This is a genomic window from Bacillus kexueae (genome assembly GCF_022809095.1).
Taxonomy (GTDB): Bacteria; Bacillota; Bacilli; order Bacillales; family Aeribacillaceae; genus Bacillus_BZ; species Bacillus_BZ kexueae.
In genome coordinates, this window is sequence record NZ_JALAZE010000004.1 from 111,763 (window position 1) to 128,628 (window position 16,866).

The following is a 16,866-nucleotide window of genomic DNA, read 5'->3' on the forward strand; positions in this document are numbered from 1 at the left end:
ACCTAGCCCTTCAAGCTAGGTTTTTCATTTACAATATTGCTTTTAAAACCATTTATAAATACTTAGATTCACTTTTAGACACTTACTTTCCACTGGTCCGAGTATGCACCTTCGTGGTCTCGTCCTATTACAATTCTGTTAAAATTACCATAGTTTGAACCCCGGTGAGCCAGGTGGTGCGTTTTGAATAATATCCATAACTGGGACAGTGTAAGCTAATAAGATAAGCACGACACAAATCCCAATCCATAGCTTCCAATTTTCTAAAATGAGCGGGGTCGTCTCCGCATTCTCACTCACTTCTCCAATCGGGAACTCCTCGTGACCAACTGGTGCCCAGTAAGCGAGGTATATCACGATGTAAATCATTAGTAAAATTGCAACAAAGAGAATCGCGCCTCCAACCGCCATAGCAGTTTGATAAGGCATCCACGAAAGGGCATCTGCGTGATCACCATACGTCGTATAAGCGGTGCGACGAGGGGCCCCGAATAATCCAACAGCATGCATCGCCCCAGACATAAAGAACATGCCAATTGTCCAGAATACGGTCTGAATGATACCGAGTTTATTCATTTTCCTCGTCAAGGTGCGACCCGTTAAATGTGGAATCAGCCAATACGATATACCAAAGAACGTTAACGCTACGGATGTTGCAACCGTTAGATGGAAGTGTCCAGTAATGAATAACGTGTTATGAACAACTTGGTTTAATTGGTTACTAGCGTTAATCATTCCACCAGCTCCACCTGGAATAAAGACGAGCATTCCCATAAATGGAGCGAAAAATCGCACATCTCCCCATGGAAGCTTTTTCAACCAACCAAACAATCCTTTCGCTCCTTTTTCTCTACCTGTTAGCTCGAACGTAGCAAAAAGAGCAAAGGCCGTCATCAAAGATGGAATGATAACCATAAAGGTGAGGACAATTTGAACGAACTTCCATACCGAATCAATCCCAGACTCTAAAATTTGGTGGTGAAACCCTACTGGCATAGAGAATAATATAAATAATACAAATGCTAATCGTGCCAATGAGTCACTAAAAATTTTCCCACCAATCACTTTTGGTACGACAACATACCAACACATATACGCTGGGAGTAGCCAAAAATAAACGAGTGGATGTCCGAAATACCAGAATAACGTGCGACTCAATAATATGTTGATTTCCTCAACCCAACCGAACGACCATGGAATGAATTGAAATAATACCGTCACAGCCACCCCGATTGTCGCAATGATCCATAAAATCAGCGTCGAAACAGCCATAAAACTAATGAGAGGAGATGTTTTTCCTTTATTCATTTTTTTCCATGAAGTATATTGATGAAACATTCCTCCGCCACATAACCAACTCCCCACGACGACTAGTGCTAAACCGATATAAAACCATGGTGAGGCCTGTAAAGGAGCATAAAACGTATAAAGCACCGTCGCTTTATTGAGTAAAATCATGACCGTCGCCATGAATGTTCCGATAAACATCAGCCAAAAGCCTGCCCATCCAAGGCGATATGAGACAGACGTCAATCGCCCCGTTGTCCGACTAATGGATGCGTATAAAAAACCGATGATAAAAAACGTTGTAAATACGAGACCTAAAAGAACGCCGTGAGCCGTCAGTAATTGATAGTATCCAATACCAGCTGGAAGCTCCAGTTGACCGCTTCTGACAAACGTTTGTAAAAGGCCTGCAACGGCCCCTAAAAATAATGCGACAAACGAAACCCCAATATTCGCTAACGCAATCTTCCCATCTTTTTTATTGATGACAACCTCACTCATTCGTCTACCACCTCAATATTCGCACTCATTACTTGATGACCGACTCCACAATATTCGTTACATAAGATTAAATAGTCCCCTGTTTCCTTAAATGTATATGTGAGAGAGTTCACATGTCCAGGCGTCACCATCATGTTGACATTCGTCCCTACCACTTCTAAACCATGAACGACATCCTTACTTGTAACCTTTATGTGAACCGTTGCCCCTTTTGGAATTTCGATTTCATTCGGTGAAAACGAAAAGGCTTGTGACACTAGAATTAATTCATACTCTTTTTCACCAATTTGCTTGAGGCCAGGCTCATTAAAGGGGGGAGTTTCATCAACTTTCGCTGGATCAATTGTCGTCAAATCACTTGGCGGTTCATTCCCGTGTGCAAAAGCACCAACCCCAACAATTCCTAAAAATAAGATGAGCGTAGCCACACCAATGGTTAACCATGCCTTCTCAAGTTTATGCATATGCATATTTTCATCCCCTTTCTTATCGAGTTAAAAACAAATAATAAGCACCAAACCACGCCATACAAATAAAAGCACCGACCATTAAAACCGAAATAAACGTTCCGTATAGATTAGGCTCCTGATTTACTTTCTTTAGCTCTACATGCTTTTTAGTAGCTAACGGATGCTGCACCTACCTCACCCACCTTTCCCAATCTCTAGTTTCATTCTAGTTAAATCAACACCCGGGCTCTGTGAGATTTGTCACACCTTTTTCAGTCATTGTGTCATCTTCGTGAACATTTAATGTGCAAGTATTACCAAATTTGGTATAATACTTAAAACTTCATGGGGGGATGACGTATGCTGAAGCCACCAAGGCTAAAAAAAGGAGATACCATCGGAATCGTGTCGACATCATCACCAGTTGCAGCCCTTTGTCCAAACCGATTTCATCGAGGAATCGAAGCACTGGAGGAGATTGGCTATCGAGTTAAAATTGGCAAACATGCAACAAAGAAGAAAGGACATTTGGCTGGAACAATTGAAGAAAGATTAGAAGATTTTCATGAAATGATAATAGACAAGGATGTAAAGGTTGTCCTTAACACGATTGGAGGACATAATTCCAATCAACTGCTAGACGCTCTCGACTATGAACTCATTCAACAAAATCCGAAGATTATCATCGGCTACAGCGACTTTACCGCTGTATTGCACGCCATTCATCAACGAAGCAACCTCGTAACATTTTTAGGTCCTGCCCTTTTACCACAGTTTGGGGAATATGGCGGGCTATTACCATACACGAAAAACTATTTTACTAATCTTGTGGAAGAACCGTCAGATCAACTAGAACTAAAGGCTAGTGACCATTGGGTTTTTGAACGTCTCATGTGGGACAAAGAAGACGTGAGACCACGAAAACAAACTCGCAACGAAGGTCCAACCGTCATTCGTGAAGGACAAGCAACGGGTCGAATTTTAGCAGGAAATTTAGGAACGATGCTTTTAGCGGCCGGTACCCCTTACCTCCCTAGCTTTAAAGGACGTATCCTTTTCTTAGAAGAGGATGAAACCGAACAAGCCGCTACGTTCGATCGTTACTTAACGCAGTTGAGAAACATGGGAGCCTTTGAGGAAATAAGCGGGTTGGTCATCGGACGCTTTCATCCAGACGTTCCTTTTCACGATGACTATCCACTTTCCGAAATTTTGAAGGTAACAACAAGGGGCTACGACTTCCCTATCATTGCGAATGTAGATTTCGGTCATACAGACCCGATGCTTACCCTGCCTAACGGAATTCTCGCTGAAATAAGTGCAACAAGCAATGACGCCGCGATAACACTATTAGAGAATGCAGTAGAATAACTGTTTCTTCTCGGGTGCTCTTTTCATAGGAGCATCCTTTTTTCATGAGACCCACCTCAAGTTAACAGCTGTCTTTATGTTTTAAAATTTATATTATTTTCAAAAACTGTTTTCGGATTCGAAAGTCTTTTAGAAAAGGGCCTTCTCAAAATACCCCAATACAATACCGATATAATAATAGGATTAGAATTTAGAAAAAAAGAAGGGGTTTTCAATGACAAATACGATACGAAAAAAATTGTTTTTATCTATCCTTGCACTATCACTTATTCCAATTTTAATCATTTCTTCAATCCTCATCTATCAATCCAATTCTAGCTTGGAGACGATGATTGAGGAGGACGTTCAGCAAACACGAACCTCCATTGATGAATACTTTCATTTATTAAAGCAAGATGCGCTTAGTCTCGCCAATAGCTTCTCTCAAGCGAGCGAACTAACTGATGCTATCAAGTCTAAAGATAAGGCAAAGCTTGATTCTTTAATGAACAATACATATACCTTACTAAATAAAGAAAAAGGCATTTCCGTTTTTGAATTTGGTGACGAAAGTGGGGTTGTTATCACTCGCTTACACAACCAAGAAAAGTTCGGAGACGATAAAGGAGATAACCCAGGTATTCAAGCGGCTCTGAAAGGAAACGAAGTAGCTGGCTTGGAATTCGGTAGTAGCGGGTTAGCGGTCAGAGCATTCGTACCGATAAAAGATGGACAAAATGTAGTAGGAACGTTACAGCTCGGGTTTAACATCAATGAAGACATGCTCCAACAAGTCGAAAGCCTAACTGGGGCTCAACTTGCTTTTTACGAGCAAAACCAATTAATTCAAACCAACATCCAGTCCTTACAACAACAGCTGGATGAAGAACTTTACCAAAGCATCCTCCAATCCGAAGAAATTAGTCAGACACAGGATCACCAACTTATGCTGTATTCACCTTTATACAATCTGTCGGGTGATGAAGTGTACGGGGTTATCCAAATTGCAAAAGACTTATCAATTATAAATGAAACGAAACGCTCCATGGTTTCTGATGTTATCGTAACAGGCATCCTAACGTTAGCGGGGGTCATTATCATTACGTTTTTCACAAGTCGCTACTTACTCCAACCAATTCATACTCTTACAGGTAAGCTACAAGAGCTTGCCAATGGAACAGGTGATCTGACCTTCCGACTACATACAAAAGGAAGAGATGAGATTTCGAAGCTGTCGAACGAGTTTAATAAAATGATGGAAAACATGCAATCCATTATGAAAGACGTTCAGTCGTCTACGAATGTTACGTTACAATCCTCTCAGAAATTTGCTCATCTGACGAATGACATGGTCCAACAGAGTCAGCAGTTTGAACAAAATTTAGTCGAAATTGCAGAGAGATCATCGATGCAGCTTGAACAATTAAATCAAGGTGCATTTGCTTTAAATGAGTTAGCTTCTGGCATCCAACAAGTCGCAGAGCACTCTTTCCTTGTTTCTGACACTTCGCAAAACACGGCTCAAAAAGCGGATCATGGATTATTGAGTATGAAAAATGCTATGAATCAGCTACATCATATGGCCAATAATGTAAATGATACGAGCGACACAATGAAAAAATTAAAAGAAGAGTCAAAGCAAATTACGAAAGTCATCTCTGTCATTCAAGACATTGCTGACCAAACAAATTTACTTGCTTTAAATGCTTCCATTGAAGCGGCGCGGGTGGGAGAGTATGGAAAAGGCTTCGCAGTCGTTGCCGATGAAGTTCGTAAATTAGCAGAGGAAACGACGAAATCCACCTCAGAGATCTCGTCCATTATCGACAGTATACATCTTTACGTTGATGAATCCATCGACTCGGTCCAAAAAGCGGTGGAAGAAGTGCGAAGCGGAGTTCAATTATTTGAACAAGTACAAAGCTCATTCACAGAAATTTTACAATCTACAAAAGACGTTGCATCACACATTGAAGAAGTTTCCGCTACAGGACAACATATGTCGGCTAGTACAGAAGAAGTGACGGCATCCATTAATGACGTAAAAGAGGCCATCGCCAAAACAGATGAACTACTACAAAAAGCTGTTCAGATGTCCGCAGAACATATGGAAGCTGCTAAAACCATTTCTTCCATTTCAGATTCACAGCGCGCGTCCTCTGAAGCACTAACAAAAAGCGTTTCTCAATTTAAAATTGAATAAGGTACGAAAAAAGGGGCTGCCAAAAAAGTACAGCCCCTTTTTTCATTACAAATACTTAAATACTGCAACCATTAATAAAATCCAAGCTACGATAAAAGAGACCCCGCCAAGTGGCGTAATCGCTCCTAATACTTTCACTTGCGTCAAACTTAAGACATACAAGCTACCAGAGAACAATAAAATCCCCACAAACATGAGCCAGCCAGCCCACGTAACAAGGCTTGTTTGTGGCAGTTTGTCCATCACAAAAGCAACAACGAATAATCCGAGCGCATGAAACATTTGATATTGTACACCTGTCTGCCACGTCTCAATATATTTTTGAGGAATTTTTCCTTCCAACGCGTGAGCGCCAAACGCCCCTAATGCGACCGTCAGAAATGCGTTAATTGCACCTAATATAAGAAACAGTTTCACCATCATTCCCTGCCTTTAATGAATATTGTTCAATTCCCATACATCTTCCATCATACATGATTCATCTTTTGAATGAAATTGGACTTACGAAATTGACCGATTTTCGTCACAAAGAACCGACGGTTAAAACGTCCAATCATCAAAAGTCAAATATAGAGTCGCCATTAGCTCCATCCTCTTCTACGACCCGAGTAGAAGTTAACGACGGTTTTTTCGGCTTTTGAATACCCATCATTTTTTCCAGCTCTAACGAAGAAAAATCTTCTGTTTTAGTTGTATCTTGAATCTCGGTAAAGTCATTCTGTTCTTCCTTCGTTTCCAAAACTACATCACATAAGGAACGTATAACTAAAAGTCTCGCTTCTACTTCATCTCGAGACAGACTACCTTTCGCTTTTATCGCTTCTTGTTCGATCTTCGACAAAATATTTTTAATCGGGATATTCAACCGAGTTCCCTCCTATCCTTCGAAAGAATTTACTTCATTTAGGTTAAACTAGTCCTATTCTATTCTTACATGCATACAATCTATTTTCCACAATACTGTAACTATTCACAACCCCTTTCTTGTTTTGTAAAATAGGGAACGTATGTCAGTTTGAAATTGGAAGAGGAGGTACACATGGAAACAACACAATACTTTCAAAAGATCGGTAACGATATGTGGCTAACAGAGGATGAAAGGGACAATTTAAAAATTAGTTACCGGATTAAAGAGGTACTTTATTCAGAAAAGTCTCCTTTCCAACATGTTATGGTGTTGGACTCATACGACTTCGGACGCATGCTTGTATTAGATGGCGTTGTTCAAACAACTTCATCTGATGGATATATATATAACGAGATGATTTCACACATTCCACTTAGTATTCACCCAAATCCTGAAAAAGTTCTCATCATCGGTGGCGGTGATTGTGGGGTTGCTCGTGAAGTTTGTAAATATCCAAATGTAAAAGAAATCGATATGGTCGAAATTGATGAACTCGTCGTAAAAGCTTGTAAAGAGTATTTACCTGAAGTATCAGGTAATTTAAACGACCCACGTGTCAATTTCTTATATATTGACGGGGTTCAATATGCAGCTGAAAAAGAAAATGAGTATGACATCATTATTGTCGATTCTTCTGACCCTATCGGACCAGCTGAACAATTATTTTCTAAATCATTCTACAGCCATCTAAAGAAAGCGCTAAAAGAAGATGGCTTAATGGTTTGTCAAAGTCAATCACCCGTTTTTCATTTGGACGTTTTCAAACAATCTCATGCCCACCTATCTTCGTTATTCCCGATTGTCAAGCCGTATACAGCGGTTGTTCCAACATACCCAGGAGGACTTTGGAGCTTTACAATCGGTTCTAAAAAGTACGAAAACATCCATGTTCAAAACTTTGACAAAGAGACGAAATATGTGAGTCAAGATCTTCTAGAAGGATGCTTTAAGCTCCCTCAGTTTATCGAAGATGCGATTAAGTAAAAACAAGCCTCCAAGAATGTGCATTCTTGGAGGCTTTATCACTCCGCTTGATCCTCGTCGGTTATTCTCCAATCAATTTCTGTTTCATTTAACTCTTTTAATATGGCGTTTGTTTTGGAAAAAGGGCGGCTTCCAAAAAAGCCACGATTAGCTGAAAATGGTGATGGATGGGGCGATTCGATAATAAAATGACGGGTTGTATCAATCATTTCTTTTTTCGCTTGGGCATGTCTCCCCCATAAAATAAAGACAATCGGTTTTGGACGTGCATTTAACTTCCGAATGACTTCATCTGTGAACAATTCCCATCCTTTCCCTTTGTGTGAATTGGCTTCGCCTCTTCTCACTGTTAACACCGTATTCAATAAAAGGACTCCTTGTTTCGCCCATTTCACTAAATACCCGTGGTTGGGTGGTTCATATCCTAAATCTTGTTGCAACTCAAGAAAAATATTTCGTAATGATGGGGGATGTGATACACCCGGTTTGACCGAAAAGCTTAGACCGTGCGCTTGATTTGGTCCATGATATGGATCTTGACCTAAAATGACTACTTTCACATCTTCAAAAGGGGTAAAATGGAGCGCATTAAAAATATCATACATATTCGGATACACCGTATGCTCCTCATATTCTCTCTTCAAAAATTCGCGCAAAGATTGATAATAGGGTTGTTCAAATTGATCTTTTAGTTGCTCCCACCAACTATCCTTCAACACTTGCTTCATCGCTGAAACTCCTTCCACATTTCTACACTATGAACATCATACGGCTCGCCCAATCCTTTGTCAAAACGACATCAATAACCACTGTTCGACAATGTTTCACATGGAACAATTTTTCTAAAAATAACAGGTATTTGTTGAAAACAAGTCGAATATGTATGGGGTAAGTGTGTCTATACAGTTGACCACTGCAACAAGACCTCTTGGAAATTCAGCCTTTACTATGGATAAGAAATGTATGCTCTTCTTTACCCACACAACAATACCATTCATTCGAACAAACCTTCGTTTTTTCCTTCATTTGCTTCCAGCTTTACGTAACGAGTAATACAAAAAAGGAGTGATGATGTAAAATGTTAAATAAGGATGTCATGACGAACCGTTGGGGGAACAAAGAAATTGTGACAAGCCCTTCTTACGGTAGGATTAAAGCCATTCTACTACCAGCCGAATCGCGCATTTACGAGTGGGAACCATTCTTATTATTACAGACTGAAGATGGACAAGAGATACAACTCCGAGTAGGCGTAAGTGGCATCATTAACGGCTATGCTGTAAGGGAAGGAGATACTGTCGTCCCAGGAGCTGTCATCGCCTACATAGAAGAAGACATAATGGCTTCTGGTAGTGATTAATTTAAGACATTTTTAACAAAGATTTAAAGCTTACGAGAAGTTTGATTCGCCCCTGTTTTTCTGGGGCTATTTGTATTTAGATTCAGTTTTAATACATGCTAGAGACGGAGGATTATTTCAATTGAGTAAAACTGTATTCATTACAGGTGCGTCAAGTGGATTTGGATTGCTAACGGCTATTGAATTAGCGAAAGCAAACTTTCATGTATACGCATCGATGAGAAATTTAGACAAGAAAGACAACCTTTTAAAACAGGCGCATGAAGCGAATGTGAAGGATCGAATCACCATTCTACCATTAGACGTCACGTCCCCAGCAGATCTTGCAACATTAAAAGAGTGGCTCAAATCGGTAGATGGCATTGATATTTTAATTAATAACGCCGGATTCGCAGAAGGTGGCTTTGTCGAAGAACTAACCGTAAAACAATTTGAGCAACAATGGAGCACGAATGTTTTTGGTTTAATTGCGGTAACGAAATTAGTCATCCCCTATATGAGAAAACGTCAGTCAGGAAAAATCATTAATATGAGTAGCATCTCTGGAAGGGTGGGTTTTCCTGCCTTATCTCCATACGTTACATCGAAATACGCCGTTGAAGGCTATTCCGAAAGCTTACGGCTTGAACTAAAACCTTTCGGAATTGATGTCGCCTTAATTGAGCCTGGCTCATACGATACAAGCATTTGGGATGTCGTCGATACCATTGCTAAAAAGAGCCCTGCCGACTCACCATATCGTTTTTATTTACAACAGTTACTAAACCAACTTAAAAACGAAGAAAAAACATTTGGAGACCCAAAAGATGTCGCTAGCCTCATCGTCACTCTTTGTCAAAAAAGAGCATTACATAAGCTTCGTTATCCGATTGGAAGAGGTGTCAAAGCAGCACTCATCTTAAAAACGATTTTACCATGGAGGGTATGGGAAAAAATCGTCTTTTCAAAGCTAAAGCAACGGTAAGAAGATTAATAGAAAAAAGTGGAGAGCGTTTCTCCACTTTTTTAATAATGATATAGCTGTTTTTTATCAAGAATCATTTGTCGAACTTTTTTATTTAACGACTTAATCATCCAGTCACGGAACAATTCTTTTTTCTCTTCGTGTGTTAAGTAGTAGGCGGATCCTACTTCTTTTTTCGCACGCTCTGTCAACTCTCTCATCGCAAGCGCCGCTGCAACAGATATGTTCAAGCTTTGTACAAACCCTCTCATTGGAATGATAAAGGTACCATCCGCTAGATCAATTGCTTCTTTTGAAACGCCTTGATGTTCATTTCCGAAAATAAGAACGGTCGGCTTGGATATATCGAGGTTTTCAATCGGTACAGCTGTTTCCGATAAATGACTAGCAAAGACTTGATATCCTTGCTGGCGCAAATCACCGATGGCCGTCTCAATTGTCGGCTTATGATGGATGGTTAACCATTTATCTGCACTTCTCGTTACAAGGTCGTTTGGTGCAAATGCCGCTCGACCCGTTACAACGGTTGTATCTTGAATACCAAACGCATCTGCAGAGCGAAGCACGGCTGCTTGATTATGGCCATCGTCCACTGCCTCTGTTAGGACAGAAATGTACCTTGTCCGCTCATTTAACACATCGTATAGACGCTTTAATCGATCGGGTAAGATGAGTTCGACAATATCACGATCCTCTTCGTCCACCAGTCCTTCCTCAAATAATTGAGAGACAAAGTGTAAATACTCACTTTGGGCATAAATCGTATTCACCATTCTCCCTCCTTCACCTTCCAAATAACATCTATAAAAACGTAATCCTTCCATCGTTGTGGATAAGTTTTCTATCAAAAAAGCCCTTCACATTAGCAAAAGGCAAACCATCTTACATTATACTTCTTTCTACGTAAATGTCTATTGTTCAACAAAATGTGACAAAACTCACCAACTTATTCATAAGAAATCAACAACATACAAACAGTTTATCCACAGAAGTTATCCACATACCCACAGAAACTACCCACATTTTGTGTGGGTACAAACGTTCCCTACAAAATATATTTATCACTAATTTATAGTTTTCCACATAATATCCACAGAATCACATGTTATACACATGCCTACTCCTAAAAAATGAAAAATAAAGTAGACTTCCAAATATTTTGTGACTTTTCATGATACGGACACTTCTCAAAAATGATACGAAAAGAATAAAAGCAGTCTTCAAACGAAGACTGCTTCTATCATTTTAGTGCATATTTGTCATAACCCAATAAGAGCCGTATGCAATAACAATAGCAATGAAGGCTGCTGATGCCATTTTTAAGACTTGCCATGAGCCATCGCCTTCTTTGATGTGCATGAACATAAATAACTGCACAGCTGCTTGTAAGAAAGCAAATAAGAAGATAATAATGACGATAGCCGTCATAGATAAATCAGTGTATAGTGCAACACCAATCGCTAAAAACGTCAAGGCAATGGAAAGTACAAAACCGACGATATGTGACCACGGGAATTTATGATTATCATTCTGTTTCATTAAGATCCCACCAATCCTAATAGGTAAACGCCTGTGAACACGAAGATCCAAATGAAGTCTAAGAAGTGCCAGTATAAACTGGAGATAAAGACTTTCTTCGCCGTATCAGGTGTTAAACCTCTTTTCATAACTTGAAGAAGGATTAAAATCATCCAACCAATTCCAAGCGTAACGTGCAATCCGTGTGTTCCCGTTAAAATGTAGAAGGACGACCAGAATGCATTTGTACCTAATGACGCACCTTCATGTACATAATGGATAAACTCTTGAATTTCCATCACTAAAAACGCTAAACCGAACAGTAACGTAACGATGAGCCAGAAATTCATCCACTTAACGTTTTGCTTACGCATTTCATGAATGGCTAATCCACACGTAAAACTACTCGTTAATAGAATTAACGTCATAATAAGTGTGCCTTCAATCTCAAAAAGCTCACCTGGCATTGGACCATGGACAGAATGATGTCCATGCTCCCCACCAACTGTATAACCGTAAATCGTAAAGTATGTCGCAAAAATGGTCGCGAATAATGCAACCTCTGCACCCAAGAAAATCCAGAATCCGAATATATTTAATCGGCCAATGCTCGAGCGATATTCCAAGGGCGTGTTAGGACTTACATGTTCATTCGTATGTGCCATTACCTCACGCCTCCTTATAGTGATCAATTTTTTCAGTTTCCAAAATCTCTTCCACACTCACATAGAAACCTTCGTCTTCAATATGAGAACGTAATGAACGATATACCATACAACCAAGTGTACCTGCTCCACCTAAGATCGCCATCCACCATAATTCGAAGACTAAACCGAAGCCTGCGACAAAGAAGAAGACAGACATAATAAATGGAGTAGCAACATAGCTTGGCATGTGAATTGGCTTGTATTCGACTTTTGGCTGTTTGCCGGCTTTTTGTTCTTCTTTCATGATTAAGAACGCGTCTAAGCCTTTTACTTCAGGAACAACCGCAAAGTTATAGTGCGGTGGCACAGCTGATGTCGTAGCCCACTCTAACGTACGACCGACGTTCCAAGGGTCACCTGTTGCATCGCGTTCAGCAAAACGATAGCTGTAAATCACGTTGTAAACTAGAACTAAGAATCCAAGACCCATTCCAATCGCACCAATCGTAGATACAACGTTTAAGAATGTCCAGTCTTGTTCAGGACCGTACGTGTAAATACGACGTGGCATACCATCAAATCCTAATAGGAATTGCGGTAAGAAACATACATTAAATCCAATTGTAAATAACCAGAACGTCCATTTTCCGATACGTTCGTTTAATCGATGACCAAACATTTTTGGATACCAGAACACAAGACCTGCAAAACACGCAAATACCGTACCTGCAATTAATGTGTAATGGAAGTGTGCCACTAAGAAATAAGTGTTATGGAATTGGAAGTCAGCAGCTGCCATACCAAGCATAACACCTGTAACCCCACCGATTACGAAAGTTGGAATAAATCCAACAGCCCATAACATAGGCGTCTTTAATTCAATACGACCTTTATACATCGTAAATAACCAGTTAAAGATCTTAATCCCCGTTGGGATGGAAATCGCCATTGTTGTAATGGAGAATACGTTGTTTACCGCTGCGCTACCACCCATTGTAAAGAAGTGGTGAACCCATACGATAAAGCTTAGTAAAGAAATCGTCACAATGGAAATGACCATTGATTTATAACCGAATAACGTTTTTCTTGCAAAAGCAGCAATAATTTCAGAGAAAATACCGAAAGCTGGCAAGATAACAATGTACACTTCAGGGTGTCCCCAAATCCAGAAAAGGTTCGACCAAAGCATTGGCATACCGCCATCTGCTAGTGTAAAGAAGTGTGTGCCAAACAAACGGTCAAATGTCATTAATGCTAATGCTACCGTTAATACTGGGAATGCGAATACGATAATAAATGCTGTAATTAATGTCGTCCAAGTAAACATCGGCATACGCATAAGCGTCATACCAGGAGCACGCATTTTAATAATCGTAACGATAAAGTTAATACCTGTTAAAAGAGTACCGATACCTGAAATCTGTAAACCTAATAAATAGTAGTTAATTCCTGGTCCAGGACTTCCTTCGATTGCTAGCGGAGCGTAGTTCGTCCATCCCGCATCAGGAGAACCTCCGAATACGAATGAAATGTTAAATAACATTGCTCCGAAGAAGAACGACCAGAAACTAAGTGCGTTTAAGTATGGGAATGCTACGTCACGTGCACCAATCTGTAAAGGTACAACGACGTTCATTAAACCCATAATAAATGGCATCGCCATAAAAATAATCATGATGGTACCATGTGTTGTAAAGATCTCGTTGTAATGTTGAGAAGATAAGAATTCGTTATTTGGTACCGTTAACTGCGCTCTCATTAATAGGGCATCGACTCCCCCACGGAAAAGCATGAGGATCGCAGCAATAATATACATAATCCCGATTTTCTTATGGTCAACCGTTGTCAACCACTCTGTCCAAAGCCATTTCCATTTTTTGAAATACGTTAAAGCCGATACAATCCCGATAACCGTTAACACGATGGAAATGTTCGCCCCGATAATTAACGGGTCATTCAAAATTAAGTTATCTTTAATAAATTGAAACATGCTGTCTTCCTCCTTTCTTATTCATGATGAGCGTGTTCTTCATCTGAATGATCTGCATGATCTTCATGAGCATCATGTCCTTCATCATGGCTCTCTTCATGTGATTCTGCCCCATGAGGATCAATTGTTACGCCGTATTTTTCACGAATGTTCATAGCATACACACCTGAGTCCACACCGTGGTCTACGATATCTAAGTGTGTATTAGAGAACGTCATCTCTTCGACCGTACCTGGTAAGATTAACTGTTCGTACTGAACTTCTGTTAATTCAGGAGCCGTTTCTTGTGTTTCTTTTACCCATTGAGCGTATTCTTCTTCTTCTAATGCAACGAAACGGAAAGTTTGATGAGTCATTTGTCTACCTGTGAAGTTCGAGTTACGTCCTTCGTACTCACCTGGCTCATCTGCTTGTAAATATAAGTTATTTACCATTCCTGGCATTCCGTAAATTTGGCCACCAATCTGAGGTACCCAGAAAGACGCCATCGAATCTGCAGCTGTTACTTTAAACAAGATTGGTGTATCTTCTGGAACGTTAACATAGTTAACTGTTTCAATATTTTCTTCCTCATAGCTAAAAATCCATTTCCAGTCTACTGCCGTAGCATGAATTACAATCGGCTCTTTTCCTGCAGAAGATTCTGGTGGATTGACAAATTCGTATAAGGCTTTACCATTCGGAACAGCCAATGCGATAACAATTAGTAGTGGAATAACTGTCCAGATAATTTCAAGCTTTAAGCTGCCGTGCATATGCGGATCATGGTCTTTCGCATTGTATCCTTTGCGGTCACGATATTTCACCAACACAAACGCAAAGATTACGTACACAACAACCATAATGAATAACATAAACCAAATGGAGTACATGATTAAGTCACGTTGAGTTTCCGCAATCGGACCTTTTGGATCGAACATGACGTAATCGCTACATCCAGCTAGAAAAAGCGACATAAGGCCAACCAGTGCTAATGCATAAACTTTCATTTTTTGTAACACTGCTGTTCACTCTCCTTTCCTCTCCAACACATCTATTTTCAAATCACAAATCAACTATCGTAAAGCAACTTTTCGTCTTAATAAGTGAAATATATCACAAATTACCTCAAAAATTAGCTATGTTCAAGAAACATTCAAAAATCAATAATATTTTTGTAAAATTTCCGTCACATTTCCGACACAAATTAGGTAAATAAAACCCTTAATAGGAAATAATTACGCTTACATCCTTTGTTTTTTGGAATGTATTTGTATCATTGGAAAATATTTTTGGAATAAAATAATTTTTTAAGAATTATTTCGTTCACAATTTGTTTATACCCGCTTTTTGACATAAGAAAAGCTCAAAGCGCAAGTCCTTAGGCGAAGGGCGCTGGAGAACCTGCGAGGAGGCTTCCGTCGCCACAGCAGGGCCGAAGCGACCCGGGATGATGGCGCTTGGAGCTAGACACCAAAAAAAAACGGTAAAGAGAATACTTTAACACTTTATTGAACTTAAACTTTCTGTAACAACAAAAAAAAGGCTGTTCAAAAGTACAGCCTTTTTTATCGTAAATTAAATTCGCTTTCCGCGTCTTTTCGTCCATCATTCCTTTTAAAGAATTTTTCTGACAGCCTCTAACGAACTATTATTTTAGTGTAAACCCTCTTTTTTGAACAAATTCCTTCATATATAGTCGCTTAGGTTGGGCTAACATTGTTGTCATTTGTTGTGTCCACGTGTCAGAACGTACTCCATTCGTTCTTTCCTTGTAATAAGTTTGAATGATTTCATTGTATGTCTCTAATTCTTCTATGTACGAATCAGTATTTTGCTCATAGTGCTCTTCATGATATATATGTCCCAGTGGTAGGCGTGGCTTTTGGCTTGATTGCCTTGAAGGGTAACCAACGACTAGACCAAAGAGCGGGATCACAAGGTTTGGAAGCTTTAAAACCTCACTAACTTTTTCGCTATTATTTCGAATACCGCCGATATAGCAGATTCCTAACCCCATAGACTCAGCGGCTATGGCTGCATTTTGAGCAGCTAATGCAGCATCAATTAACGCAACCATAAATTTTTCTGTTGATTGTAAGGAGTCCTTTACATCAACTCCCTCCATTTGACTGGCCAATTCATGACGATAAAGGTCTGCACAAAAAATGAATAAGTGACCATTTTGGGCCACATACGATTGGTTCCCCGCAAGCTCAGCTAATTTTTCTTTTGTCTCTTTCTTTTTCACACCGATAATGGAGTATGCTTGCATATAACTTGAAGTGGATGCTTGTTGGGCACTTTGAACAATTAAACGAATTTGTTCTTCTGACAACGCCTCTTCTGTAAAGCTTCGAATAGATCGGTGATTCAAGAGCGTTTGAATGACTTCGTTCATCATTTTTCTCCTCCCAGTCGTTTTTCCTCTATTGTACCTTTTCCTTTACTTTATATCATGTAATCGGTTCTATTTTTCTGAATTATTTTAAAATAATGTTTTGTAAACGTTTTAATTTTTAAGAATATTTGTTATAATTCTTTTTGACTTAAGAAAGCGCTTTCTATCAGTTGTTTTCTCCATACTTAATAAAAATTTTACATTTATTAAATTCCCTCTTGTGAAAATGCATATTATTGTATTAAAATAAGTTTGCTTTCATAATTATAAATTTGTGTGTAAAGGAGCTGTTACCTTGGAAAATAAATTATCTTTACAAGGCCTTT

Annotated in this window: 17 protein-coding genes; 5 read left to right on the forward strand and 12 right to left on the reverse strand. The window is 39.5% G+C overall.

Going from position 1 to position 16,866, the window contains the following annotated elements; genetic code table 11:
* Positions 1–144: 144 nt before the first annotated feature.
* From ML543_RS09660 to ML543_RS09670, 3 genes are read right to left on the reverse strand one after another with little or no spacing between them, the layout of a single operon-like run.
* Positions 145–1,788: a b(o/a)3-type cytochrome-c oxidase subunit 1 gene (locus ML543_RS09660; RefSeq protein WP_243387145.1), complete on the reverse strand. Its 1,644-nt coding sequence runs from the start codon at positions 1,786–1,788 to the stop codon at positions 145–147.
* Complete coding sequence (locus tag ML543_RS09665; RefSeq protein ID WP_243387146.1) at positions 1,785–2,258, reverse strand: cytochrome c oxidase subunit II; 474 nt, start codon at positions 2,256–2,258, stop codon at positions 1,785–1,787. The genes ML543_RS09660 and ML543_RS09665 overlap by 4 nt, the downstream gene beginning before the upstream one ends.
* Positions 2,259–2,274: 16 nt before the next feature.
* Complete coding sequence (locus ML543_RS09670; protein ID WP_243387147.1) at positions 2,275–2,427, reverse strand: cytochrome c oxidase subunit 2A; 153 nt, start codon at positions 2,425–2,427, stop codon at positions 2,275–2,277.
* 170 nt (positions 2,428–2,597) lie between these two features.
* Here ML543_RS09670 and ML543_RS09675 point away from each other — a divergent pair, with 170 nt between their 5' ends.
* Positions 2,598–3,608 carry a S66 family peptidase gene (locus ML543_RS09675; protein ID WP_243387148.1) on the forward strand — a complete coding sequence of 337 codons (1,011 nt, stop codon included), beginning with the start codon at positions 2,598–2,600 and terminating at the stop codon, positions 3,606–3,608.
* A gap of 214 nt (positions 3,609–3,822) precedes the next feature.
* Complete coding sequence (locus ML543_RS17250; RefSeq protein WP_243387149.1) at positions 3,823–5,790, forward strand: methyl-accepting chemotaxis protein; 1,968 nt, start codon at positions 3,823–3,825, stop codon at positions 5,788–5,790.
* 45 nt (positions 5,791–5,835) lie between these two features.
* Here ML543_RS17250 and ML543_RS09685 read toward each other — a convergent pair whose 3' ends face one another.
* Both ML543_RS09685 and ML543_RS09690 read right to left on the reverse strand, forming a co-directional pair.
* Positions 5,836–6,207, reverse strand: a complete 372-nt coding sequence (locus ML543_RS09685; protein WP_243387249.1) for a DUF423 domain-containing protein — start codon at positions 6,205–6,207, stop codon at positions 5,836–5,838.
* Between the two features lie 139 nt (positions 6,208–6,346).
* On the reverse strand, positions 6,347–6,655 hold the full coding sequence (locus tag ML543_RS09690; protein WP_243387150.1) for a YwdI family protein: 309 nt from the start codon (positions 6,653–6,655) through the stop codon (positions 6,347–6,349).
* Between the two features lie 174 nt (positions 6,656–6,829).
* Between ML543_RS09690 and speE the strand changes: the two genes are divergently transcribed.
* Positions 6,830–7,681 carry a polyamine aminopropyltransferase gene (gene speE, locus ML543_RS09695; protein ID WP_243387151.1) on the forward strand — a complete coding sequence of 284 codons (852 nt, stop codon included), beginning with the start codon at positions 6,830–6,832 and terminating at the stop codon, positions 7,679–7,681.
* Positions 7,682–7,719: 38 nt separating this feature from the next.
* Here speE and ML543_RS09700 read toward each other — a convergent pair whose 3' ends face one another.
* Positions 7,720–8,409 (reverse strand): uracil-DNA glycosylase, encoded by a 690-nt coding sequence (locus ML543_RS09700; RefSeq protein WP_243387152.1) that lies wholly within the window; start codon positions 8,407–8,409, stop codon positions 7,720–7,722.
* Between the two features lie 350 nt (positions 8,410–8,759).
* On the opposite strand from ML543_RS09700, the gene ML543_RS09705 reads away from it, so the two are divergent.
* Both ML543_RS09705 and ML543_RS09710 read left to right on the forward strand, forming a co-directional pair.
* Positions 8,760–9,041 (forward strand): biotin/lipoyl attachment domain-containing protein, encoded by a 282-nt coding sequence (locus ML543_RS09705; protein WP_243387153.1) that lies wholly within the window; start codon positions 8,760–8,762, stop codon positions 9,039–9,041.
* 121 nt (positions 9,042–9,162) lie between these two features.
* Positions 9,163–10,005: an SDR family oxidoreductase gene (locus ML543_RS09710; protein ID WP_243387154.1), complete on the forward strand. Its 843-nt coding sequence runs from the start codon at positions 9,163–9,165 to the stop codon at positions 10,003–10,005.
* Positions 10,006–10,046: 41 nt separating this feature from the next.
* On the opposite strand, the gene ML543_RS09715 is transcribed toward ML543_RS09710, so the two are convergent.
* From ML543_RS09715 to nfsA, 6 genes are all read right to left on the reverse strand, one after another.
* Positions 10,047–10,778 carry a TrmH family RNA methyltransferase gene (locus ML543_RS09715; RefSeq protein WP_243387155.1) on the reverse strand — a complete coding sequence of 244 codons (732 nt, stop codon included), beginning with the start codon at positions 10,776–10,778 and terminating at the stop codon, positions 10,047–10,049.
* Positions 10,779–11,250: 472 nt separating this feature from the next.
* Positions 11,251–11,544 (reverse strand): cytochrome aa3 quinol oxidase subunit IV, encoded by a 294-nt coding sequence (gene qoxD, locus ML543_RS09720; protein ID WP_243387156.1) that lies wholly within the window; start codon positions 11,542–11,544, stop codon positions 11,251–11,253.
* A complete protein-coding gene (gene qoxC / locus ML543_RS09725; protein ID WP_243387157.1) occupies positions 11,544–12,188 on the reverse strand; it encodes a cytochrome aa3 quinol oxidase subunit III in 645 nt (214 codons plus the stop codon). Before qoxC ends, qoxD begins: the two co-directional genes overlap by 1 nt.
* Before the next feature lie 4 nt (positions 12,189–12,192).
* Positions 12,193–14,160, reverse strand: a complete 1,968-nt coding sequence (qoxB, locus tag ML543_RS09730; protein WP_243387158.1) for a cytochrome aa3 quinol oxidase subunit I — start codon at positions 14,158–14,160, stop codon at positions 12,193–12,195.
* Positions 14,161–14,177: 17 nt separating this feature from the next.
* The gene (qoxA, locus tag ML543_RS09735; RefSeq protein ID WP_243387159.1) at positions 14,178–15,161 is read right to left on the reverse strand and encodes a cytochrome aa3 quinol oxidase subunit II; all 984 of its coding nucleotides are present in this window, start codon (positions 15,159–15,161) and stop codon (positions 14,178–14,180) included.
* 629 nt (positions 15,162–15,790) lie between these two features.
* Entirely contained in the window at positions 15,791–16,540 is a 750-nt protein-coding gene (nfsA, locus tag ML543_RS09740) for an oxygen-insensitive NADPH nitroreductase (RefSeq protein WP_243387250.1), read from the reverse strand.
* Between the last annotated feature and the right edge of the window lie 326 nt (positions 16,541–16,866).

Coding starts and splice junctions, on each gene's coding strand:
- speE (WP_243387151.1), top strand. CDS start 6,830: ATGGAAACAACACAATACTTTCAAAAGATCGGTAACGATATGTGGCTA.
- ML543_RS17250 (WP_243387149.1), top strand. CDS start 3,823: ATGACAAATACGATACGAAAAAAATTGTTTTTATCTATCCTTGCACTA.
- ML543_RS09700 (WP_243387152.1), bottom strand. CDS start 8,409: ATGAAGCAAGTGTTGAAGGATAGTTGGTGGGAGCAACTAAAAGATCAA.
- qoxD (WP_243387156.1), bottom strand. CDS start 11,544: ATGAAACAGAATGATAATCATAAATTCCCGTGGTCACATATCGTCGGT.
- ML543_RS09715 (WP_243387155.1), bottom strand. CDS start 10,778: ATGGTGAATACGATTTATGCCCAAAGTGAGTATTTACACTTTGTCTCT.
- ML543_RS09705 (WP_243387153.1), top strand. CDS start 8,760: ATGTTAAATAAGGATGTCATGACGAACCGTTGGGGGAACAAAGAAATT.
- ML543_RS09665 (WP_243387146.1), bottom strand. CDS start 2,258: ATGCATATGCATAAACTTGAGAAGGCATGGTTAACCATTGGTGTGGCT.
- ML543_RS09675 (WP_243387148.1), top strand. CDS start 2,598: ATGCTGAAGCCACCAAGGCTAAAAAAAGGAGATACCATCGGAATCGTG.
- ML543_RS09660 (WP_243387145.1), bottom strand. CDS start 1,788: ATGAGTGAGGTTGTCATCAATAAAAAAGATGGGAAGATTGCGTTAGCG.
- qoxC (WP_243387157.1), bottom strand. CDS start 12,188: ATGGCACATACGAATGAACATGTAAGTCCTAACACGCCCTTGGAATAT.
- qoxB (WP_243387158.1), bottom strand. CDS start 14,160: ATGTTTCAATTTATTAAAGATAACTTAATTTTGAATGACCCGTTAATT.
- nfsA (WP_243387250.1), bottom strand. CDS start 16,540: ATGAACGAAGTCATTCAAACGCTCTTGAATCACCGATCTATTCGAAGC.